This window comes from Methylorubrum sp. POS3 (genome assembly GCF_043352485.1).
GTDB classification, from domain to species: Bacteria; Pseudomonadota; Alphaproteobacteria; order Rhizobiales; family Beijerinckiaceae; genus Methylobacterium; species Methylobacterium suomiense.
Genome location: NZ_JAPRBT010000001.1, coordinates 236,453 through 258,619, shown reverse-complemented (window position 1 = coordinate 258,619; position 22,167 = coordinate 236,453). Strand labels below are relative to the sequence as shown.

The window sequence follows — 22,167 nt, the reverse complement described above, 5'->3', positions numbered from 1 at the left end:
ACGGTGAGCGGCCACGGCCAGTTCGTGCACGACGTGGCGCACAAGCAGCTTCTGTGGGACGCGGACGGGACGGGCGGCGGCGCGGCCGTGACGGTGGCGACCTTCGCCACCCCGGCCAACCTCCACGCTCAGGACTTCTTCATCGTCTGAAGAAGCCAGAACCTCGGACAGCGAAACGGCAAACGACACGCCGGAGCGGATGGAGAGGATGACCGAGTCCGCGAAAGGATGTAATGGTCCCTCTTCGTTGAAACAGAAGGCCAAACGGGGTCGATGCGCAGTCTCAACAAGTTCCTTGGACTCCGCAAAGCCCTCGTCAGGCTGAAGTGGCTCTACTTCACGAAGGTCTGGGGGATGGATATCGATCCAACCGCGACCTTTTCGCTGAGCGTGCGCTTCGACAAGACTTACCCCAAAGGCGTGCATATCGGCGCCGAATCCTACGTCGCGTTCGACGCCGCGATCCTCGCTCACGACATGACGCGTGGGCTCTACCTCGACACGTGGATCGGGCGCCGCTGCTTCATCGGGGCCAGAAGTGTCATTCTGCCGGGCATCCGAATCGGCGACGAATGCATCGTCGCCTCGGGCAGCATCGTGACAAAGGACGTGCCTCCGCGCTCCATCGTTGCCGGCAATCCCGCAACGGTCATCCGCAGCGATATCGAGGTGGGTCCGTTCGGCCGGTTCACCGATGCTGGCCAGCCCAATCGGCTGGCACGATTTGCCCGATAGGCGTCCTCACCCCGTCATCGTGCGCTTCGATACCCGCTTCACCCGCGGCGATCCTTCGACGCTTCCGACCAAAGCGGAACTGGGCGGCTCGTCGTCCCGGGTCAACGGATGCAGATAGATGCTTTCCGTGAGGCCTGCGCGCGCACCGAGGACGATTGCGAGCAGCGCCCAGGTCGAGCCCCAAAAATGGACCGTGAAGGCGTTGAAGACGATGATGAAGATGACAATCGCGAGACCCTGGCGCAGCACGGTGATGCGCTCGCTTTCGTAGCGCCTCTGAGGGCGCAACGGCATCGTCACGCCGGTGGAGAGAAACGAGAGCGCCATGAGGATGAGGGCGGGCACGCCATGGCGGATCGTCTGAATCAGATACAGGGAATCGATGCTGCTCGGCATCTCCTCTGATCGGAGCCAATCCGCAAAGCCTATTCCAATCCAGGGGGCTCTTTCCACGTTGAGACCCACCCACTGCCAGATCAGCACCCGGAACAGACCCGTTTGAGGGTCGTAGGTCAGATTCTGGATCAAGGTTGTGAGCGGGTCATCGACGAGCGCGAAGAAGGTCACGAGTGCAAAGATCGCGGCGGCGGCGAGGACGAGCATACGCCACGGGAAGCGGTCGAACGCGCGAAGGAACAGGATCGTCGCGATCGACATCAGGAGCGAGAGCACCGGCGCCGAAGACAGCGGCAAGAGAATGCCGACCACGCAGACGGCGATCCAGCCGATTTTCTCGATCGCCCGCAACGCTGAATGGCCGATGATGAGGGTGCACATCACGAAAAACACCCCGAACAGAATCGGGTGCTCGAGCGAGCCTTGAGCTCTCACGAGGCCGAACCGTTTCACGATGATGTCGTCCAGGGGCGCGCGCGAGAGGATTCTTCCGATCGTCCAGATCAGGTGCTGACCCGAGATGGTGTCGAGGAAGGCCGTCACGACGAGGATCGCGGCGACGAAGCGAAGCACCCGCACCATTTGCTGAAAGCCGGCAGGCGTTCCGAAAAAGACCCGTGCCAAGAAATAGGCGAGTGCGAACTCGATCGCCGCCACGGCGCCGTAGCCGACAAGACCCTTCGCGCCTTCGTGGATGCCGAGCGTGACGAGCATCCAAATTGCCGTGATCGGGACCAGCAGGTCCGAGGCGATCGGAACGTAGCCGCCCATGGTGAGCTTTCGCCACAGCTCTCGGAAGGTCCAGACACTGGCCAGGAAGAGGGCGATGCGGGGCACCGTCAGGGCACCTACGACGATCGTCAGTGACGACGGTGCCACGAGGGAGCCGGGGAAGAGCCAGGCAATCCAATAGGCGAGCCGGGAATTGGCACGATAGCCGGCCGATGTCCCTCTCGCCGCGAGGCGCCGCAATCTCGGGCTGACATAGGTGACGGCGGGAGGAAGCCTCCGGGTCACCGTACTCATTCTGCTGCCTGTTTCCGAGGAGGTTGCATGTCGGACCGAACCGTTGGTCGGTAGGCTTGGCGCGCCGGCTTGGACAGCACCGCCAAGCCCGTTGCGAGAAGAACCACTGCGCAGCCCATGCCGACCGCGAGCCGCGGTAGAAACGGATCGAGCATCGGGACCGTCTCGAACAACACGCCGACCGCGAGAGGCAAAACGAAGAACGTTGTGCTCGCAGTGACGGCATCCCGCCAAGCCGTACCGAGCCGTCCCCGCACGATCGTGAGGGCCGCGATCAGCGCGACGATTTCGCCAACGACCATGCCGGCGAGAAGCGATTCGAGCTGCGGATGAATCCATACCAGCAGGGCGCCGAGCGCGAGGCCGAGCATCGGCATCTGGTTGGCCACGGCCAGTTTGGCCGTGCCCCCCGTTTGCAACAAGACGGCCGTCATCGGTTCCGTTCGGCAGACGCGGAGATAGACGATGAGGCCGACCAGCAGGATCGTGAGGTCCGACGCGACGAAGCGCGCGCCGAAGATTGCGGGCATGAAGCTCTTGGCCAAGACCTCCCAGCCAAGGGCGTAGGCTGCCGCGACCATCGGTACGGCCCGTGCGTAGAGCCGGAGGCGCGCCTCGTAGACGTCCGGTCGATCCACGGCGTTGATGAGGCCCGCCATTTGAACGGGACCGAGCAGGCGGAACAGGCCGGAAGTCGGAACATACGAGGTGAGGATCACGACCGCGTAGAGGCCGAGCGTCTGAAGGCCGAGGAAGGCACCGACCAAGAGACGGTCGCCCTGGGTCATGATGGCGTTGCCGAGCCCGTTGGCCATCAGCGGGAGCGAATAACGCAGCGCCTGCCCCACCAACGGTCCCCGCAGCATCACGCGGAACGGCACGGTTGCGAGAATGTGGGTGAGCCCAACATTCACGATCGCCTGCACGATCAGGTAGGCGATGAGGGCGTAATGCGTTCCGGTCCACAAGCCGACGGCCAGCATCACCGCGATGCCGCAGCCATGGGATACGAGAGACGCAATGAGCTGCGGTTTATAACGGTAGTCGCGCTCGTAGACCCTCAGTTCCAGATTTTCCAAACTCTTGATCAGAGGGAGTGGGGCGAGCCAAGCGAAGGCTGACCAGTCACCGCAGCTGACCATGCCACAACCGACCGGGTAGCTTAACGCGAGGAAGAGAGCCGCGACGAGCAACCCTCGCATCAGCGCAATGCCATGCGCGGTGGCGAGCGCTTCGTGGTAGCGATCCCGCGATGTTGCGAGCACGAAGCGGTACAGGCTCGTGTCGGTGATCTGCTCGACCGCACCGTAGGTTGCCGACAGTGCGGCGGCAAAACCGAACTCGTAGGGACCGAGCACCCGTGTGAGGATGATCATCCGCACAAACGGAACGCCGATCTCCGTAGCCCCGAGAAAGGCGAGCGCCCCCATCTTGGATAGTGCCGCCAAGCGCATCAACCGCCGCCTTTCAGGTCGATTGTCGTGACGCGCAGATGATCGTCTGCGCGGAGGGGCAATGTGGCTGGTCGGAACCCCCCGTCCTTAATGCGAGAAGTACTTCGAGCTGTAATAGGTTGTAACGCGCTCGCCGTAACGCGGGAGAGCTTTCATCTCGGCCATATTGATGACCGATCCAACAAGCTTTTCGTAGATGCCAGGGATCGATTCAAGGGCATCGCCGACGATGTTGGGCTCACTCTTGCCATAGGCGAGAACGAGGAGAAAGTTGGTGATCGAGCTCGAAACCGCGCGGACATCCGAGAGCGGCACGACCGGTGGCAGGTCGACGACGACGTAGTCGTATTGCGAACGGGCGACCTCGATCAGACGACGAAAATACTCGGACTCGAGGCCCGTCACGAGCGCGCTGTCCCGCGTACCACCGTTTGCCTCCTGGAAGTTCGCAAATTCGGGGCGGCTGCTGGTGAGCGCGGGAATGAAATCGAACGGCAAGTCGGGCCGGCGCACGAGGGTGAGCGCAGAGCTCGGCGTTGCGTCGCGATCAGGCGTATCGGCATTGCGGGTTGGTGCGATGGCGTTGGAAAGGCTCGGGTTCCGCATGTCGCCATCGATCAGGAGGACCCGCCGGTCATTCTGAGCGAGCAGGAAAGCGAGATTGGACGAGATTGTCGTCTTACCCTCGTCGGGAACGCACGAGATGACGCCGACGATCGGGCAACCGCCTGGGCTGTTGCGACTATCGATCGTCGTCCGCACGGTTCGGAGCGTTTCGGCGGCGATGGTGAAGGGATTACGAACGACATAATCGAGGGGCATACGGCGCTCGCCCGATTTTGAAAGCCGACCGTTTTTGGGGATCTCGGGAAGGTAACCGAGGCACTCGACACCGGACGCGGCCTCCGCTTCCGCGCGCGTATGGATTCTGCGGTACATCAACTCGATGACGAACGCGCCGCCAAGTCCACCGATCAATCCGAGCAGGGTCCCGGCCGCAGCGAACAGGATCCTCTTCGGCTTGGCCGGGGCGGTCGGCGGAACAGCTGCGCCGATGACCCGTGCCTCGCTCACGGGGAAGCTCTGCCGCTGGAGCGCGTCATTGTAGCGCTGCATGAAGGCATCGTAGGAGGCGCGCAACGCCTTCGCCTGAGCCTCCATCGCATTGAGCTTGACCTGCGCTTCGCCCGTCGCCGTCGCGCGACGGAATTGCTCGTCGAGATTGGTGCGGATCGACTCTTCCCGCGAGGCGGCGACCTCGTACTCGTTCTTGTAGGTCTCTTTGTACCGCAGGAGCTCACGGCGGATCGAATCCTCCATGGCCTTGGCATCCGCGCGGAGCTTGATAACGGCCGCGTGGGTCTCGCCGTAACGCGATGCCAGCGCTCCAGCCTTGTTGAGGACGTCGAGATATTGCGTCCGAAGTTTCGAGATGACGGAGTTCTGAAATGCGTCCGTCACCGACAACTCGCCCCCGGACTCGAAGGAGAAGCGCGTGACTTGGTCGTAGCGGGCTTTGGCCTGGGCTCGCTGGGAGGTCGCATCGGCGAGCTGCAGGCTCAGATTCTGGAGTTGCTGCTCATCGACGAGTTTGCCATCCGAGCGCGCGATTTTCGCTTGGCCTTGATATTCGCTCGCCGCCCGTTCCGCCGTCAGCATCTGCTGAGAGAGTTGATCCGTGCGCATCTTCAGCCAAGACACGGCTTGACGCGTCACCTCGTACTCAGCGTCGAGCTGTTTCTTGATATAGACGTCGGCGAATGCGTTCGCGACACGCGCCGCCAATTCGGGATCGCGCGATTCATACGTGATCGTAAAGGAATAGCTCTTATCGACCCGCTCGACTTTGAGCCCCTTCGAGACAGCCGTCATCGTATCGGGAATGCGGCTCTCTTCATCCTGCTCGGGTTCCGATGACGAAAAAAGGGATTTGACCCTCGCCACGAGGCCCTTCGGCGGATTTGTAAATTCCGGATTGTTCTGAAGATCGAGCTGGATCACGACAGCGCGCAACACGCTCTCGGACTTCAATGTTTCAGCTTCGGTGTCGGCCCGGCCGGAATCGATCAAAGGCTCGTCGCGGCGCTGTGTTTGCGCATTGACGGGCTGAGCGATCGCGACGCGGCGCGGATCGAGCGAGATCTGTGCGACGGCCTGATAAATCGGCGTCATCAGATAGCTGCCGGCATAACCGGCGAACAGGCCCAGCGAGATCAGCGCCAGTATAAGCCGCAGGTGCCGCTGAATGATCGATAGGACGACACGGACTTCGTTGACCAAGCTTGGCCGCTCGGGGAACGGGACCGCGTAACTGACATTCGTCTCAATCATGGATCACCGTAAGCCACTCGTGCCAAAAGCCTTGACAGAAGCGGTAAGACTGAGGCCGCTTAAGCGAAAAAGACGCCGATTTGGAGGCATACGGATCGCTTTGTACATCTTATTTTGCGTTGCAGCGAGGTATCCCTTCAGTTGGCTTCCGGCACGGCTAATGGATCATGCCGGTCGGGACGGCGGCGCGAAGCGCTTTGGAAAACCCTTCTCTCCCTTCAGTCCGCTGAACCAGCCTGCCAGAGCGACACCGAAATTCTTATAAGCCCCTTGAACAGCATATTGTGTCGTCAAAAGGAGCGTTACGATCGCGACGATCGGGAATATCACTGGATAGAACCGGCGCGTGAGGAGGAGCTTGCTTCGCTCATCCAGAAACACCGAGAAGCTTGAACGCATCTTTCTGTTGCTGTTCGAGCCGATGGTCGCGCCGTGATCGTGAAGTACGATGGAGTCGTGTGCATAGCCAATTTTGAAATGGCCGCGCCTGAGACACCAGTCGACTTCTTCGGCGTAGAGGAAGTATCCTTCTTCCATCGGGCCAATAACCTCTATGAATTTGCGTGTTACATACATAGATGCGCCGGATACGTACTGCATCTCGGCCTCGATCTTCGCAGTATCGGGAGTGGCGTCCGCGGGTTCGCCCAGTCCGATATTCCAGCCGCGCGCCATCCACCGTCGCCAGCGCCCGGCATACATCTGAATGCGCTGATTGTGGCTGAGAACGATGCGGCTGCCGACAATGCCATACCCGCCTTCGATGGCTCGACGCTTGAGCGCAGCGAGTGCGTCCGGCTCCGGTGCAGTATCCGGATTGAGGATCCAGATTGCATCCCAATCCGGATCAGATTTCAGGTATCCAAGAACAGCATTGATGCCACCAGCGTAGCCAAGATTTCCGGGTGCACGGTGGGCGAATACGCGTGTTTTTTTGCCCGCGAGACGAAATTCCCGGGTCAGGAAACCCGGCGAAGCTGATTGGCGCGCGGAAGGTGTTTCCCCACCGAGTTCCGATAGAGCATGGCAAAGCTCATCATACGAGTCATCGCCGCCATTCTCACAGATATGAACGGCGTGATCTGGACCTTCGAGGCTTTTCAGAGCTGTAAGGCATTCTGCAATATCGCTGGAACAGCGGAAGCCGATTATAACGATAGCGCAGTAGCTCACGTTTTGCCTGCTTCCTTTTTCGTGAAATGTCGCCAGGATGTTATGGCATAAGCATGCCGGATGCCAGGGCTTCGCTGCCGAAGCTCCCCGCGCGCTGCAATTTCTTGAGGATCACGGTGCGACGTGCGTGTCGGATGGCGCGAAGACGAAACCGGGACGCTCCGCCACGAGGCGCTTCAAACCCGTTTTGTCCAACTCCCACCAGCGAGTCGCGTCGATCCGGGCAATCGTCCCTTCGTCGAATCGCTTGCGGATGATCTTGGCGGGGGCGCCGGCGAGGATTGCGTAAGGCGGGACGTCTTTTGTGACGACAGCTCCCGCACCGACGATCGCTCCCCTGCCGATCCGGCTACATCCCGGCGTCACGATGACGTTGTGACTGAGCCAGACGCCATCCTCGATCGCAAGCCGTGTCTTCACCACCCGATCGGTTGCAACGACACCGAAGCTCGGATCGTAAAAATATGGATGCGTCGAGAGTGCATCCATGGGGTGGTTCGCATCGAGGACGCGGGAGGATCGCGCGATTGAGCAATAGCGGCCAATGACGGTGCCGGGCGGGATACGCCACCGATCGAAGCATCCATAGGAGTAGAGGCCGACCTGGATGTCGTAGCGAGATGCGAAGTGCTGCCGCAGCGCTAGGCTTTCGTATTCATTGCGTCGTTCCCGAAACAGCAGCGCTCTCTCACGGATCGTGTCGAGAATTTTCATGCCAGCTTTCGTCACAGTTCGCTTGTGAGAAGGGTGCGTATCGGAGTCGCCTGCGCGAGCCAACGGTCGTTGCGTTCGGCGCCGTCCCGAAGGCTGATCGTCTGAGCGGCATAGCGCGCGTAATCACCTGCAACGTCCCTGCAGGCATCCCTGAGAGCCTCAACCGAATTATCGACGAAACGCCCGGCGGTGAACAGGCTGAGCAGGAGCGGCTTATCGCTCACGATCATGGGCTTGCCCGCCCCGACTGCTTCGCCCGCTGCGCTGAGCTGGACGCCGTCATGGGTCGTCAGGCATAGGATGCCCGTCGCCCGTTCGACCAATGCGTCGTATTCGTCGACCGGCAGGAAGCCGGTGAAGGTGACGTTTCCCGGCACGTTGTCCAGCAAACCCTGCCCGGCAGCGCGGGCGCGCGGTCCCGTGATCATGAAGTCGTAGTCCGGGATCAGCCGAGCTGCTTCGAGGACGTTGCGTACGGGTTCGTCCTTGTAGAACGAGCATGGCACGACAAAGCAGGGCCTGCCGTCCGGAGGAGTCGCCGCGATCGCGCCGAAACTCGGCGAGCGGTCTTCGAGTACGTGAAGGTTTCCTGCGCCGAGACCGAGATCGACGGCGAGCGCCCGCATGTCCTCGTTGTGCACCAGAACGAGATCGAATTTTCGGAGTACGCGCCGTGTGAACGGGACCGATAGCCAGTGCCGGGTGAGAGCCGAGTTATGGAGATCCGCAACCAAACGAGGGCGGTTCCTGCCATAGACAAGGCATAGAAGCAGGCAAAGATGAGCGACGAAATTCGGAGGCATCTGAATCCAGACCGCGTCCGGCCGCTGTCGCACCAGGGTCCAGGCCGTCCGAATGGCCTGCCAGGGATAGCTGAGGAGAACCTTCAGGAAGATCGGGCGCGCGAGAAGGGTCGGGACAAAGCAGACGTCGTAACCGAAGTACGCGCTCATAGAAGTTGGGCGACGTTGATACTCGACCCAAGCAAAATATATCTGCTTTCGCGCCTTGTTATCAAAATTGGTGTGATCGAGGGGCACGTCTTACCGGTTGCTGATGTTGGATTGAGTGCTGCCTGCCGCGACGCGCTCGAACGATGATGCGTACTGCGGGTGACCCTTCAATGTGTTCATCGAGCAGCGCCCTGCCCATTGACGTCGTCCGTTGGCTCCGCCCATTCGCCACATCGTGCGGTTTCTGGCAGAAAGAGGCAAATGGGAGATTCCGGACGCCCCGCTTATGACCACTTCCATGCCCATCGGCGTTCCCATCCCAACTGCTTTACCCATTCGGCGCACGGTGATCCTCGGCGCTGCGATGGCCCTGTGCGCGATCAACGGGCTTGCCGGCGCCATCATCTTGGCCGTTGAGCGGACAGGCTTCGTCGATGCTCTGTCGTCGCTTTTCAACATCAGCGCGATCGTATGGATTGCCGTCGTCTGCGGAATCGCGCTCGGGCTTTCGCCCGCTGCTGAAGACCGGGACGATCCCCTGCAGTCGCGAGACATCGTGGTGCTCGCGCTGGCGACCATACTGATCTTGGCGCCCTCGGGTACCTTGGGTTGGTTTGCTCTGACAGTCGTCGCCGGATGGACTCTTCTGACTTCGGAGCGTCGCCTCGCGCGCGCTGCCGCGATCCTGCTCGCCGTGACGATGCCTATGTGCTGGACGCGGCTTCTGTTTTCGTTTGCTGCTAAGCAAATCTTGGCCGCGGATGCGGAACTCACAGCCATATTGCTTGGTACAACTGCAACAGGAAACCTCATTCAATTTCCAGGAGGCCAGGGTTATTTTCAAATATACCCGGCATGCTCATCCCTAGGCAACGTATCCCTGGCCATACTCGGATGGATGATTGCAGTCAATCTATTCGGAAGAGGTAGCTGGCGTCATGACCTATTTTGGGGATTGATGGCTTGCTGCAGCGTCATCGCGATCAATATCCTGCGACTGACTGCTATTGGAGCATACCCACAGCATTTCGACCTGATACACGGTACCGTTGGCAACACGGTCACCGGGTGGCTGTCCCTCATTGCGATCACAATGGTTTCTTGGGCGGGCCTGCGAAACGTCGAGCTGCCGAATGACGGCACGCCGACGCCCATTGGGCATGGTCTTCGCGCGCTGCCGTCCGTGGCCGCTTCGGTCTTGCTCGTCATCACAATTCTGAGTGTCGGGACGAAGCTCGCCCTGGAGGCAGCGCCCGATATTCGCGATCCTGTCGCGCTCCGGCGCGCCATAGGAGAGCGCCTGATCAAAAACGGGCTACGGGTGACCGAGATTCAGGGCACGCCTGAACTCATGCTGGTGGCGGAGCGTGATACATGCCGCATTGTGCTGGTTGAAGCGCGCACGCAAGGGTGGAACGACGCCTTGATCCGGCAAATGAAGGGCGAGGACGACAGCCTGCGCTTCATCTACCGAGGTGCAAGCTATGCGGAGCTGCCGCTTTTCCGTTCGACGTGGCAGTATCAAACAGCCCGCATCGCCCGGCAAATTGGCGGGGCCGGGTTTGCCTGGCATCCTGTTCTCGCCGTGCTCTCGAGCCCCGCTTGTTCAAACGAAATGAGTGCTCTTGGGGCACCTCTTGCTTTGTAAGAACCCGCCCAATCTTGCTGTAACGTATAACGTGTTGTGATCGTCCTATAACTAGCCGAATGCCTGGGCTGGAAGACTGGCTTTGCGGTTCAGGGGACGATAGTCCGGATCTGCCGTAATGGCGGCGATGGAATGTTGTTCCCTCGACCAAGATGCGATCGAGGGGGCTTCGCCTGCACGGCATATGCCGATTGCGCAATTGAGGTAGAGCGAGAGATTGCCGGGTCAGCGTTCTCTCGCTGCAGCCGTGTCATGAAGTTCTGCGCGTGAAGAGCAGTCGGTTCATTTCGAAAAAGCGGTACGTCCGGATCGCGAAGAGGATGCGTGCCGCGGCAAGGCGGTCAGTGAGCCTGGGCAATTCTGGGGCCGCCAACACCCGCAAGACGTGAATGAAGGGCGATAGGAGTACGGCGAATGACCGTAGGAACCACTTCAAACGTCCACGTGGTTTGTCTTTTATGAGAAGGAAACCCTCTCGAGACAGTCTTTCGAATTTTTTCCGCAATTCCTGCCAATTACGGCGGGCGGGATGGCCGACGATGACACTGGGATCGTAGATGATTTTATAGTTTTTCGCGAGTGCGCGGTGCGACCAGTCCACATCCTCCGAGACCGCCTTGCGAAAACCGCCGACATCTTCGAAGACGTTTTTCCTCACCGCCATATTTCCCGAGCCTGTAAAACCCTTCTTGCGAATGTATTTGTCGAATCGGAAGGCGAAAACGGCCTCGAACGCTTCTACGGGCGAGGGGTAACCGGGTATCTCAGATTCGGTGACAACACGACCGCCGACAATTGCGTGCGTCTGCAAGGCTTCCAAGGCTTGCGAGAGCCAATCAGGTGCTGGACGGCAATCCGAGTCGATGAAGGCAAGTAACGGCGCACGTGCCGCAGCAGCACCGACGTTGCGCGCAGGCCCTGCACCTTGCTCGAGAGCCAGAAGCACGACTGCTCTATCGTCGACGACTTCCTGCACGCGATCGAGGGTGCATCGAGAGTTGTTGTCGACAACCAGCACTTCGAAGCTCTCTCGACAGAGCGTCTGAGCCTCCAGCATTTGCAGGCATCGGTCGAGATTTTTCAAATCATCGAAATGTGGAATAACGACCGAGATTTTCAAATGTGATGCAATTTCTTGGTTATCAGACACGGCCAATCACCGTTCGGTGATGTTGCAGAGATCGGTCTTCCGCGCCGTCGCGCAGCAAGCCTGTCGTTGACGGACGCGCAGCGTTGCGCCGACGGCTTGAGCTCTGCGTATATGGTACATTGACGTTTCTCATTGAGGGGATTGCTACGAGGAAGACACGACGGTGTCGAGGGTATCGAGCTTGGCTTTAGTTCTTTATGTGGTGGAAACGCTCCTTGGACATTGGTTGAGGTGAAGCCATTTGCCGCGTCACCGTGACATCGGCACGTCGGGTGTAAGCATCGCACATGTATGGGGTTGCCCGAGTCGGGCTCTGGGCAGAACCGGATGAGTTTTTAGAAATAAAGCTCTTTTTTATGGTCGGTGACGCGTTGCGATGATTGCGCTTCGTTTTGTCGTCGATGAGCTATGATCTCGGCGACGTTGGGCCGCGTCGGTGTTTGGGTATGTCGTGCTTTGCGCCAGCGTGAGGAGCATCTTTTGCCTCCGATTGGGCTCCGCCTTTCTCGCAATACGATACGCGCACCCAGTTCGTCTCGGGTGCGGTCTGCTTAGCTTGGATCGGCGGCCGGCCAGTGGGATCGCACCTGGGGACAACGGCCTCCGGCAGGTGCAGCCGTCCTGAACTCAGCTCTCTTGCAGGTTGAGGTATCCTCGAAGCATCCGAATGTCGTCGGAGATGCAGCTCTTCGACGAGAAGGGGGGCCGCTTGGCGTAATCTGCAACCGTTCCTCGGGCTTCCACCTTTGGCGCCGAGATGGTCGTGTCGTCGGTGCCGAGGGAGCCCGTCACGGTTGGTCCGGGACTTGCTGCCTTCCCGTCGCGGCAAGGGACCGCTGAGGAAGATCTGTCGGCCGATGAAGCGTTTCACCGCGATCCTGTGCGCCGCTCTGCGGTCCCACCGCCCCGATACTGTCGCCGCAGTGATCCCTGGGCGAGACCGCTAGCTTCGCACTCGGGCGGTGCACCCACGGATATCGACACCCATTGCTTCGGGGCATGGTGTGGATGATCGGACATCGTCCTCGATCTACCGCAGCGATTTTCCGGTCGCACAGGAAAGAAAAACCGGCCGCACTGCCTTGCAAGTTTCTCTTGAAGAAAACTATGTTCCTGCTGTTCGCAAGTTTCGGCGTTGGTTCCTAGCGGAACTGTCGCTCCGCGACGCCTTGAGCTGCGGGCGTTTCGTCCCGCTCCGCTCGATCCGCCACCGTACCGGAGCCGCCCAAGCATGCGGATGATCCAACAGATTTTGGGAAGCCGGCTCGACACGGGATTGGCCGACCGTCTGCACCATCTCGAACATCATGGTGCCGTCGATATCCTTCGGGTGGACGGCACCGACATGGCCCGGCGGCGCCTGCGTGCCGTGACGACGGGCGGCGAGGAGATCGCGCTGGCCCTGCCGCGGGATCAGGCCCTCTTCGATGGGGCGGTGCTGCTGCTGGAGGCCGATCGCGCCATCGTTGTCCGCGTCGGCGCCGAGCGCTGGCTGCGCCTCGAGCCATCGAGCCCGGCGGATGCCCTCGAACTCGGGTATCACGCGGGTAATCTCCACTGGCGCGTCCGCTTCGTCGACGGCGCGCTCCTCGTCGCCCTGGAAGGGCCGGTAGAGAGCTACCTCGTCCGGCTCGGTGCCCTTGTCGAGGACGGCCGCGTCCGTCACGCGATCCTCGATTCGGGCAGAGGCTGAGACGGTGATCGAACCAGTGCTCGCAGATCTCATCGCGCTGCAGCAGGGCGACACCGCCTTTCCGAGCGGCAGCTTCGCCTTCTCCAACGGCATCGAAGGCTTGGCCGCGCAGGAGCCGGGCTTCGGCGAGGTGGAACTGGCGCGCAATGTGTCGGCGGCGCTCGATTTCCGCTGGGCGGGTACCGACCGGGTCGCCCTGGTCCTCGCCCACCGGACGGGTGCGGACGATGCCGTTGCGCTGGAGCGCCTCTCGGCGATCGATGCAGCGGTAGAGGCGGCCTCGCTGTCCGAGCCGATGCGCACCGGCAGTCGCCGCAACGGCGCTTCGCTGCTCGCGGCGCATGCCCGCCTCGGCACGCCGGGCGCCGCCGCCTTGCGCGCCGCCGTGCGGACGGGAACGCTGTTCGGGCATCTCGCGACCGTGCAGGGGGCGCTGTGGCGTGCTCTGGGACTGTCCGAGGAACGGGCGGCGTCGGTCGCGGGCTACGCCTTCGCCAGCGGCCTGACCTCGGCCGCCGTCCGGCTCGGTCTCGTCGGCGCGATCGAGGCGCAGCGCGTGCTCTCGGGCGCGCTGCCCCGGATCGCCCGCATCCTCGAGCATCCTGTCGACGATCCTCAGGACGAGGACATCGTCCTGACCGGTTTCACGCCGCTGATCGAGATCGCCGCCATGCGCCAAGCCCAGGCCGAACTGCGCCTGTTCGCGAATTGAGGAAGGGGCCGCGATGCTGCTCACGCCGACCGAACTCGAACGGCTCACGATCTTCACCGCGGCCGAACTCGCCCGCAAGCGCCGGGCGCGGGGGCTGAAGCTCAATTATCCGGAGGCGGTCGCCATCATCACCGACGAGATCCTGGAGGGCGCCCGCGACGGGCGTTCGGTGGCCGATCTGATCGGTTGGGGCTCGACCATCCTGACCACCGGCGACGTCATGGAGGGCATCGCCGCCATGATGCCGATCCTGCAGGTCGAATGCGTGTTCCCCGACGGCACGAAGCTCGTCACGGTCCACGAGCCGATCCGCCCGGCGGAAGGGGCCGAGCCCGACACGCTGGAACCCGGTGCGGTCCTGCCGGCAGAGGGCGAGATCGAGCTGGCGGCGGGCCGCCCGCGGGTGACGATCGACGTGACGAATACCGGCGACCGGCCGGTGCAGATCGGCTCGCATTACCACTTCTTCGAGGTCAACCGCGCCCTCGACTTCGAGCGCGCCAAGGCTCTGGGCTTCCGCCTCGACATCCCCGCCGGCACGGCGGTGCGGTTCGAGCCGGGCCAGCGCAAGACGGTCACGCTCACCGGCTTCGGCGGGAACAAGGAACTGACCGGTTTGAACAATCTGACGCAGGGCAAGCTCGACTCGGATGCCGCCCGCGCCGATGCGCTGGCGCGTGCCAGGGCACGCGGCTTCAAGGGCGCATGAGCGCCCGTTCGAGATCGAACCGCGGCGATGCTGCGACGAGCCCGTCAAACGGCCTCTCAGGATGAGGGGATGTGTTGGGATGAGCCCGTCGGACAGGTCTTGAGGGAAAGTCACGGAAGAATGGTCACGATCCCCCGGCGCGACTACGCCGCCCTCTACGGCCCCACCACCGGCGACGGCGTGCGGCTGGCCGATACCTCCCTCGTCGCCGTGGTCGAGCACGACCACGCGGTCTACGGCGACGAGTGCCTGCACGGCGGCGGCAAGACTCTCCGGGATGGCATCGGGCTGGCGCCCGGCGTCACCGCGGCGCAGGGCGCCCTCGATTTCCTGCTCTGCAACGTCCTGGTGATCGACCCGGTGCTGGGCATCGTGAAGGGCGATCTCGGCATCAAGGACGGGCGCATCGTGGCCCTCGGCAAAGCCGGCAACCCGGCGATCATGGACGGGGTCGATCCACGCCTGATCGTGTCGGCGGGCACCACGGTGCGCGATTGCGAGGGGCTGATCGCCACCCCCGGTGCCATCGACGTGCACGTGCATTTCGATTCCGCCGGCCTGCCCGACCATGCCATCGCGTCGGGCATCACGACTCTGCTCGGCGGCTCGCTCGGACCGATCACGGTGGGGATCGATTCCGGCGGGCCATTCAACACCGGCAAGATGCTTCAGGCAGCCGAGGCTTGGCCGGTCAATTTCGGTTTTCTGGGCAGGGGCAACACCCACAGGCCCGCCGCGCTCAAGGAGCAGCTCGAGACCGGCGTGCTCGGCCTCAAAATCCACGAGGATTGGGGGGCGATGCCGGCGGCGATCGATTCGTGCCTCGCCTTCGCCGACGAGCACGATTTCCAGGTCCAGCTCCACACCGACACGCTCAACGAATCGGGTTTCGTCGAGGACACCATCGCGGCCATCGGCGGGCGCACGATCCACATGTACCACACGGAAGGCGCCGGCGGCGGCCACGCGCCGGACATCATCCGTGTGGCGGGCCTGCCCCATTGTCTTCCCTCGTCGACGAACCCGACCAATCCCTACACGGTCAACACCTTCGACGAACACCTCGACATGACGATGGTGTGCCATCACCTGAATCCGGCGCTCCCGGAAGACGTGGCCTTCGCCGAGAGCCGCATCCGCGCGCAGACCATCGCGGCCGAGGACGTGCTGCACGATATCGGGGCCATCTCCATGCTGGGCTCCGACAGCCAGGGCATGGGGCGCATCCACGAGGTGATCTGCCGGACGTGGCAGCTCGCCTCAAAGATGAAGGACCAGCGCGGGGCCCTGCCCGAGGAGAAGCCGGGCTTCGGCGACAATGCCCGGATCAAGCGCTACATCGCGAAGTACACGATCAATGCGGCGCGCACTTTCGGAATCGACGCGCATATCGGCTCGCTGGAACCCGGCAAGATGGCCGATATCGTGGTCTGGCGCCCGGCCTTCTTCGGCATCAAGCCGGAGCTCGTGATCAAGGGCGGGTTCATCGCCTGGGGCGCCATGGGTGATTCCGCGGCCTCGCTAATGACCTGCGAGCCGATGCTGATGCGCCCGCAATGGGGTGCCTTCGGGCTGGCCAAGCAGGGGCTCTCCGCCTGCTTCGTCCATCCGCTGGCGATCGAAGGCGGGCTTCGTGAGAATTTGGGACTGCGTAAGAGCCTGTTGCCGGCCCGCGGCACCCGCACGCTGACCAAGGCGGACATGCTCTGGAACGACCTGTGCCCGGAAATCCGGGTCGATCCGCAGACCTTCGAAGTCTTCGTCAACGGCGAACTCGCCACCTGCGAGCCCGCCCGCACCCTGCCCCTGGCCCAACGCTACATGCTGCGATGAACGCTCCCGTGACCGAACTTCCGACTCCCCTACCCGCCACCGCCGCCCGGATCGGCATCGGCGGCCCGGTCGGCTCCGGCAAGACGGCCCTGATCGAGCGGCTGATCCCCGAACTTCAGGGGCGCGGCGTCGATCTCGCGGTCGTCACCAACGATCTCGTCACGAAGGAGGACGCCGAGCGGCTGCGCCGCTCCGGTTTGATCGATCCGGCACGGGTCGAGGCGGTCGAGGCGGGTGCCTGCCCGCACACCGTCATCCGCGAAGACCCGACGCTCAACATCGCGGCCGGCGACGATCTGGAAGCGAAGTTCCCGGGCCTCCAACTGCTGATCTTCGAGTCCGGCGGCGACAACCTCGCCTCGACCTTCTCCCTCGATCTCGTCGATTGGTGGATCTTCGTGATCGATGTGGCGGGCGGGGACGACATCCCCCGCAAGCGCGGTCCCGGCGTGCTGCGCTGCGACCTGCTCGTGGTCAACAAGACCGACCTCGCGCCCCATGTCGGCGTCGATCTGCCCGGCATGCTCGCCGAGGCGCGACGCGCGCGCGGCGACAAGCCGGTGGCGGCCACCAATGCCCGCTCCGGCGAAGGGGTGGCGGCAGTCGCCGACGCCATCTGCCGCGCCGTGCTGTTCGCGCCCTGACCGTCATGTCGTCCCTCGCTGCCCGCGCCTCGGGAGAGGTCTCGATGGAGACGGTCGGACGCCGCGCCGAGGCGCGCCTCGTCTTCGCCCGGGGCGGGGGCGCCACGGTGCTGACGCGCCAGCATGTGCCCTACCCGTTCCACGTCACGCGCGTGTTTCGCCTCCATCCCGAGGCGCCCGATCTCGCCACGCTCTACCTGCAATCGGCTTCGGGCGGCCTCTACCGATCCGACCATCTCGGCCTCGCCATCGAGGCCCGGTCGGGCGCGCGGGCCTTCGTCACGACCCAGGCCGGCACCGTCGTCCATCGCGGCGGGCCGCTGCCGACGCGTCAGGAGACGCGGGTGGGGATCGGCACGGATGCCTTCCTGGCCTACACGCCCGACCCGCTGATCCTGTTTCCCGGCGCGCATCTGAACGTGACGACGGAGATCGAGGCGGCGCCGGGTGCCCGCGCCATCCTCACGGAGGGGGTCGCCTGCCACGATCCCACCGGCCGCGATCTGCCTTTCGATCGCCTCTCCATGAGCCTGCGCATTGCCGACCCGGCCGGGCGCACGCTGTTGCGCGAGCGGAGCGCGCTGGACGGCGAGGCTTTCACGGCGGCGACCTCGCCGCTGGGGCGCCACCGCGCCTACGGGACCATGATCCTGCTCGCGCCCGCCGAGATCCTGCCCGCCCCTCGCCTGCTTCAGGCCGAAGCCGACGCGTTCGGCTGTCTCGCCGGGGCGAGCCCGCTCCCGAACGGTGCCGGTTTGGGGCTTCGTCTCCTCGCCCCCGATGGCGGGCGGCTCTCGGCCGGGCTGGAAGCGCTCGCCCGCCTCGCCTTCCGGGCCCTGAGCGGCTGCGAGCCGTCCCGGCGGCGCAAGTGAACGACGCGGCCGTTTTCGTGTGGGTGCTCGAACGAGCCCGAGGAAGGACGCGCCGACCGCGCGCGAACGGGGCGAACGCGGCGGCCGGCGCGCTCGCGGTCGGGAGCCGGGACGGCTCGACCGCCGCGATGGGGGAATCGGTCTGACCGAGAGGTGAGAGGTCCGACCTCGAACATCAAGTCGTGCGGCGCAGCATCACGATGGTTTCGCGCAGCCAGCGCTGGCTCGGCACGTCGTCGTTGGAGGCGTGCCAGATCATCGAGATCGACACGTCGGGCAGATCGACCGGCGCCGGGCTGACCGTAAGCCCCATGCTGTCGGCGAAGAAGCGGGCCAGCCGCGAATGCATCGTGGCGATGACCGGCGCCTGCCGGACCACGAAGGGCATCACGGCGAACCGCGGCGAGGTCAGCGCGATGACGCGCTTGCGGCCGATCTTGGCGAGGGCGTCGTCCACGACCCCGTGCGCGCTCTCCACCAAGCTGGTGAGCAGGTGCGGGAAGCGCAGGTAGTCGTCGAGGGAGATCGGCGGGGTCAGGCCGACGAGATCGGCGTTGAACAGGCAGAGATAGCTCTCCTTGTTCAGGATGCGGCGCTTGTGATGCGTCTGCCCCTGCTCGAACACGCCGATGCCGAGATCGACACGCCCGCTGTCGAGATCGTCGAGGATGCGGTTGCGGTCGACGGTGTGCAGCAGGAGCTTCACGCCCGGCGCCTTGGCCTGCAGATGTGCGATCAGGTTCGGCATCAGCAGCACCTCCGTCGAATCCGGAATGCCGAGGGTGAAGGTGATGTCCGCATTCGCCGGATCGAAGGCGGCGGGCGGCGCGGTGATCTGCTGGATCTGCGCCAGAACCGACTGCATCGGCTCGATCAGCGCCAGGGCCCGCGGCGTCGGCCGCATGCCGTCCGGCCCGCGGGTCAGCAGCTCATCCGCGAAGGTCGCGCGCAGGCGACCGAGGGCATGGCTCATCGCCGATTGACTGATTCCGATCCGTCCGGCGGCCCGCGTCACGCTGCGCTCCGTCAGCAGAGCGTCGAGGGCGACGAGCAGGTTCAGATCGAGGCGAGCAAGATGCACGTGATCGATGCGCATTATGAAATCAGCCCATTTGATTCATGGGGTCCTACAAAGCACATTCCTCCTCACGAAGCGACGGGAAGCCCGCCGCCAAACGAAGAGGCTGAACCGATGTCCAAGCAGATCATCTCGCGCGCCGCCGCCGGCCTGGCGCTGACCGTTCTGACCACCACCGCCGTCCTGGCCCAGGAGCCGGTCACCGTGAACGGCACCAAGACGGTCGGCGCCCTGACCTTCGAGACCCAGGGTCTGGCCACCGATACCAGCTCCGTGCACCGCCAGGGCGGCTACGCTCTCCCCGGTGCCGTCCAGTGGCTGAAGGTCCCGGCCGCCGACGAGCGCGTCAAGCAGGCCGCCGCGTTCTAAGGCCTCGGCCTCAACGGTGGCCGACAATTCAGAAGCGAAGCGCGGGCGCGCAGCGTCCAGAAACGTGAACGGCCACGGAGGCCGGGTCGAAGGTGCGCGTACATCCGGCGTCACCCAAACCCGGCATCGTGGCCGTGTCCGATCGAGCGACAACGTAGCGACCGGCTTGAACACGAAGTGGGGGCAACAAGGTTAACAATTAATGAGCGTCGCCGCCGATGGCGGACGGCGGGAAGGTCGCAGCAGGGCGCCTCTTGATTCTGGTCCCGACACACGCGAGCAAACTCAGATCGCTCAGGATCGAAGGGACGCCCGATGAGACGCTCGGGTTGCGCGTTGCTGGCTCGCAAGGCGAAGTGTTGCCGCCATGACCGCCGTCGGCACGGCTGCGGCCGATCATGAATCGTCTGGCATGCAGAGCCAAGGCGGCTCTCATGACGGCTCTGGCGACGTCCGGTTTGATCCTCCTAGTGGCGAACCGTGCTTCGGCCGAACCGCTGGCGCCCGGTGCCGCGTCCTGCCTTGCCTGCCATGAGAATCGCGGCGGTGCGACGACATCAGGGTTTCCCGACCTCGGGGCGCTGTCGGCGCAGGAGATCGAGGCAGCCCTGGCGGCCTATCGGAGCGGCAGACGCGACGGCACGGTGATGCCGCGCATCGCCAAGGGCTTTTCCGACGTCGAGGCTCGCGCGATCGCGGAGTCGCTCGCCCGCCCGGAAGCGGCGCCCCGATGAGCGTCATCACCACCCGCCGCGGATTGCTGACCGGCCTGACCGCCCTCTCCCTGGCCGCTCCGGCGCTTGCCCGCACGCCGCCGCACGTGGTCGTCGTCGGCGGCGGCTTCGGGGGCGTCGCCGCGGCCCGCGCGCTCGTCCGGAACGGGCTCGCCGTGACGCTGGTCGAGCCGTCCCCGCGTTACGTCACCTGCCCGTCGAGCAACGCCGTGATTGCCGGGCTGATGCCGATCTCGGCCATCACCTTCGATTACGAGGGCGTGAGGAGGTCAGGTGTCTCGGTCGTCCACGACACCGTCGTGGCCATCGAACCGGATGCGCGCCGGGTCGCGTTGGCGGGGGGGCATCACCTCGCCTACGACCGCCTCGTCGTCTCGGCGGGGATCGGGCTGCGTTTCGATGCAATCCCCGGCTACGACGAGGCGGCGAGCGCCACGATCCCGCATGCCTGGAAGGCGGGCGCGCAGACCGCCCTTCTGGCCCGGCAATTGGACGCCATGGAGGATGGCGGGCTCGTCGCGCTGACGGTGCCGGCCCTGCCCTATCGCTGCCCGCCGGGTCCCTACGAGCGCGCCAGCCTGATCGCGCATTACCTGAAGACCCGGAAGCCGCGTTCCAAGGTCGTCATCCTCGACGCCAAGGACAGCTTCTCCAAGCAGCCGCTGTTTCAGTCCGCCTGGACCAAGCTCTATCCCGACCATCTCGAATGGGTGCCCCTGGCAAAAGGCGGCCGGTTGGAGGCGGTCGATCCGACCGCCCGGACCTTGCGGGCGGAAGCGGGGTTGTTCCGTCCTGCGGTCCTCAACGTGATTCCGCCGCAGACGGCGCCTGCCCTGTGTAGCGCCACCGGCCTGACGAACGTCTCCGGCTGGTGCCCGGTCGATCCCATGACCTTCGAATCGACGCTCCGCCCCGGCCTCCACGTCATCGGGGATGCCGCAGCCGCCGGGGCCATGCCGAAATCGGCCTTCTCGGCCTACTCCCAGGCACAGGTCTGCGCCCAGGCGGTGACGGATCTGCTCGCCGGCCGTGCGCCGGTCGAGCCGCGCCTGATCAATGTCTGCTACAGCCTCGCGGCACCCGAATACGGGTTCTCCATTTCCGGGGTCTACCAGCCCGAATGGGACCGGCTTGTGACCGTTCCCGGTTCGGACGGCCTGAGCCCGGAGGACGCGCCACCGGATGTCCGGATGCGGGAGGCCGCGTTGGGACGAGCTTGGTACGACGGAATGATGCGCGCGCTGTTCGGTTAGGTCGCGTTCGGCGAGGGGGGGAAGCCGGCTCGTCGTGGGAATGCCCGGCGGAGCAAAGTGCGGGAAAAAATCCCAGCCCACTTCATTCGGGCGCGACTCGCGAGGTTCGGTTGGCCGCCGCCGTCAAGACTGATCACGGTATGGTGCGCTGCGGCACAATGCGCTGCCAAAGCGTGGATATTTGCCGGCTGTCCTCCGTTGATGAGAAAATCATCGTCTCAGGATCAGCAATCATGAAGAAGTTCAGCCTCGCCCTCGCCGGAAGCTTGGCTTTCGCTTCGCCCTGTCTGGCGCAGACGGCCTATCCGTCGGCCCCGCCGGTGGTGATCGACGGCCCGGCGACGACCGGCACCATCACCAGCGGCCAGAACAACACCGGCGCTGACGCGAACGTCGTCGTTCCGTTCGGCTCGACCGGTGCCGACACCTTCCAGTCCGATTCGGCCGTCGGCGGCAACGCCAACCAGCCGGCGCGGGCCGTTCCGCAGGGCAGCGGCGGCGGTGCCAGCGGCGGCAACAACTGATCTGCAACATATCGGGCGGACGAACGTGCCCGCGTCGCAATACGCCCCGCGCGGCTCGGCCGCCGCGGGGCGTCTTTCGTCGGGGACTGTGTTCCTGACCGCGCGCCTCACCGCGGCTTCCGGTCGAGGAACGCGGCTCGATACTGTGCGCGGGCCGCCGATCTGG

The 22,167-nt window shown here is 63.8% G+C and carries 20 protein-coding genes; 12 read left to right on the top strand and 8 right to left on the bottom strand.

The window, feature by feature from the left end:
• The first annotated feature begins 273 nt into the window (after positions 1–273).
• Positions 274–735 (top strand): DapH/DapD/GlmU-related protein, encoded by a 462-nt coding sequence (locus tag OWC43_RS01230; protein ID WP_137829865.1) that lies wholly within the window; start codon positions 274–276, stop codon positions 733–735.
• 6 nt (positions 736–741) lie between these two features.
• On the opposite strand, the gene OWC43_RS01225 is transcribed toward OWC43_RS01230, so the two are convergent.
• The 6 genes from OWC43_RS01225 to OWC43_RS01200 all read right to left on the bottom strand — a co-directional run bounded on the left by OWC43_RS01225 (position 742) and on the right by OWC43_RS01200 (position 8,869).
• Positions 742–2,103 (bottom strand): O-antigen ligase family protein, encoded by a 1,362-nt coding sequence (locus tag OWC43_RS01225; protein WP_393955406.1) that lies wholly within the window; start codon positions 2,101–2,103, stop codon positions 742–744.
• Positions 2,104–2,153: 50 nt separating this feature from the next.
• Positions 2,154–3,611, bottom strand: coding sequence for an oligosaccharide flippase family protein (locus OWC43_RS01220; RefSeq protein WP_393955405.1), 1,458 nt, complete (start codon positions 3,609–3,611; stop codon positions 2,154–2,156).
• A gap of 87 nt (positions 3,612–3,698) precedes the next feature.
• The gene (locus tag OWC43_RS01215) at positions 3,699–5,891 is read right to left on the bottom strand and encodes an exopolysaccharide transport family protein (protein WP_393955404.1); all 2,193 of its coding nucleotides are present in this window, start codon (positions 5,889–5,891) and stop codon (positions 3,699–3,701) included.
• Positions 5,892–6,107: 216 nt separating this feature from the next.
• On the bottom strand, positions 6,108–7,115 hold the full coding sequence (locus tag OWC43_RS01210) for a glycosyltransferase (protein WP_393955403.1): 1,008 nt from the start codon (positions 7,113–7,115) through the stop codon (positions 6,108–6,110).
• A 111-nt stretch (positions 7,116–7,226) separates the two neighbouring features.
• Positions 7,227–7,829, bottom strand: a complete 603-nt coding sequence (locus OWC43_RS01205) for a CatB-related O-acetyltransferase (protein WP_393955402.1) — start codon at positions 7,827–7,829, stop codon at positions 7,227–7,229.
• A gap of 11 nt (positions 7,830–7,840) precedes the next feature.
• Positions 7,841–8,869 (bottom strand): glycosyltransferase, encoded by a 1,029-nt coding sequence (locus OWC43_RS01200; protein WP_393955401.1) that lies wholly within the window; start codon positions 8,867–8,869, stop codon positions 7,841–7,843.
• A gap of 199 nt (positions 8,870–9,068) precedes the next feature.
• Between OWC43_RS01200 and OWC43_RS01195 the strand changes: the two genes are divergently transcribed.
• On the top strand, positions 9,069–10,430 hold the full coding sequence (locus OWC43_RS01195) for an exosortase/archaeosortase family protein (protein ID WP_393955400.1): 1,362 nt from the start codon (positions 9,069–9,071) through the stop codon (positions 10,428–10,430).
• Between the two features lie 250 nt (positions 10,431–10,680).
• Here the strand turns inward: OWC43_RS01195 and OWC43_RS01190 are convergent, their stop codons facing one another.
• Positions 10,681–11,580 (bottom strand): glycosyltransferase, encoded by a 900-nt coding sequence (locus tag OWC43_RS01190; RefSeq protein ID WP_393955399.1) that lies wholly within the window; start codon positions 11,578–11,580, stop codon positions 10,681–10,683.
• A 1,231-nt stretch (positions 11,581–12,811) separates the two neighbouring features.
• On the opposite strand from OWC43_RS01190, the gene ureE reads away from it, so the two are divergent.
• The 6 genes from ureE to OWC43_RS01160 all read left to right on the top strand — a co-directional run bounded on the left by ureE (position 12,812) and on the right by OWC43_RS01160 (position 18,043).
• A complete protein-coding gene (ureE, locus tag OWC43_RS01185; RefSeq protein ID WP_137829856.1) occupies positions 12,812–13,273 on the top strand; it encodes an urease accessory protein UreE in 462 nt (153 codons plus the stop codon).
• A gap of 16 nt (positions 13,274–13,289) precedes the next feature.
• Positions 13,290–13,985, top strand: a complete 696-nt coding sequence (locus tag OWC43_RS01180) for an urease accessory protein UreF (RefSeq protein WP_393955398.1) — start codon at positions 13,290–13,292, stop codon at positions 13,983–13,985.
• A gap of 13 nt (positions 13,986–13,998) precedes the next feature.
• Positions 13,999–14,694, top strand: a complete 696-nt coding sequence (locus OWC43_RS01175; RefSeq protein ID WP_137829854.1) for an urease subunit gamma — start codon at positions 13,999–14,001, stop codon at positions 14,692–14,694.
• Positions 14,695–14,814: 120 nt separating this feature from the next.
• Positions 14,815–16,527: an urease subunit alpha gene (gene ureC, locus OWC43_RS01170; RefSeq protein WP_137829853.1), complete on the top strand. Its 1,713-nt coding sequence runs from the start codon at positions 14,815–14,817 to the stop codon at positions 16,525–16,527.
• A gap of 8 nt (positions 16,528–16,535) precedes the next feature.
• A complete protein-coding gene (ureG, locus tag OWC43_RS01165) occupies positions 16,536–17,171 on the top strand; it encodes an urease accessory protein UreG (protein ID WP_393955397.1) in 636 nt (211 codons plus the stop codon).
• A gap of 5 nt (positions 17,172–17,176) precedes the next feature.
• The gene (locus OWC43_RS01160) at positions 17,177–18,043 is read left to right on the top strand and encodes an urease accessory protein UreD (RefSeq protein WP_393955396.1); all 867 of its coding nucleotides are present in this window, start codon (positions 17,177–17,179) and stop codon (positions 18,041–18,043) included.
• A gap of 175 nt (positions 18,044–18,218) precedes the next feature.
• Here the strand turns inward: OWC43_RS01160 and OWC43_RS01155 are convergent, their stop codons facing one another.
• Positions 18,219–19,139 (bottom strand): LysR family transcriptional regulator, encoded by a 921-nt coding sequence (locus OWC43_RS01155; RefSeq protein WP_393955395.1) that lies wholly within the window; start codon positions 19,137–19,139, stop codon positions 18,219–18,221.
• Between the two features lie 96 nt (positions 19,140–19,235).
• On the opposite strand from OWC43_RS01155, the gene OWC43_RS01150 reads away from it, so the two are divergent.
• The 4 genes from OWC43_RS01150 (at position 19,236) to OWC43_RS01135 (ending at position 22,001) form a co-directional block, all read left to right on the top strand.
• Positions 19,236–19,490: a hypothetical protein gene (locus OWC43_RS01150; protein WP_393955394.1), complete on the top strand. Its 255-nt coding sequence runs from the start codon at positions 19,236–19,238 to the stop codon at positions 19,488–19,490.
• A 434-nt stretch (positions 19,491–19,924) separates the two neighbouring features.
• Positions 19,925–20,224: a c-type cytochrome gene (locus tag OWC43_RS01145; RefSeq protein WP_393955393.1), complete on the top strand. Its 300-nt coding sequence runs from the start codon at positions 19,925–19,927 to the stop codon at positions 20,222–20,224.
• On the top strand, positions 20,221–21,477 hold the full coding sequence (locus tag OWC43_RS01140; protein ID WP_393955392.1) for an FCSD flavin-binding domain-containing protein: 1,257 nt from the start codon (positions 20,221–20,223) through the stop codon (positions 21,475–21,477). Before OWC43_RS01145 ends, OWC43_RS01140 begins: the two co-directional genes overlap by 4 nt.
• A gap of 110 nt (positions 21,478–21,587) precedes the next feature.
• Positions 21,588–22,001: a hypothetical protein gene (locus tag OWC43_RS01135; RefSeq protein ID WP_393955391.1), complete on the top strand. Its 414-nt coding sequence runs from the start codon at positions 21,588–21,590 to the stop codon at positions 21,999–22,001.
• Positions 22,002–22,167 lie beyond the last annotated feature (166 nt).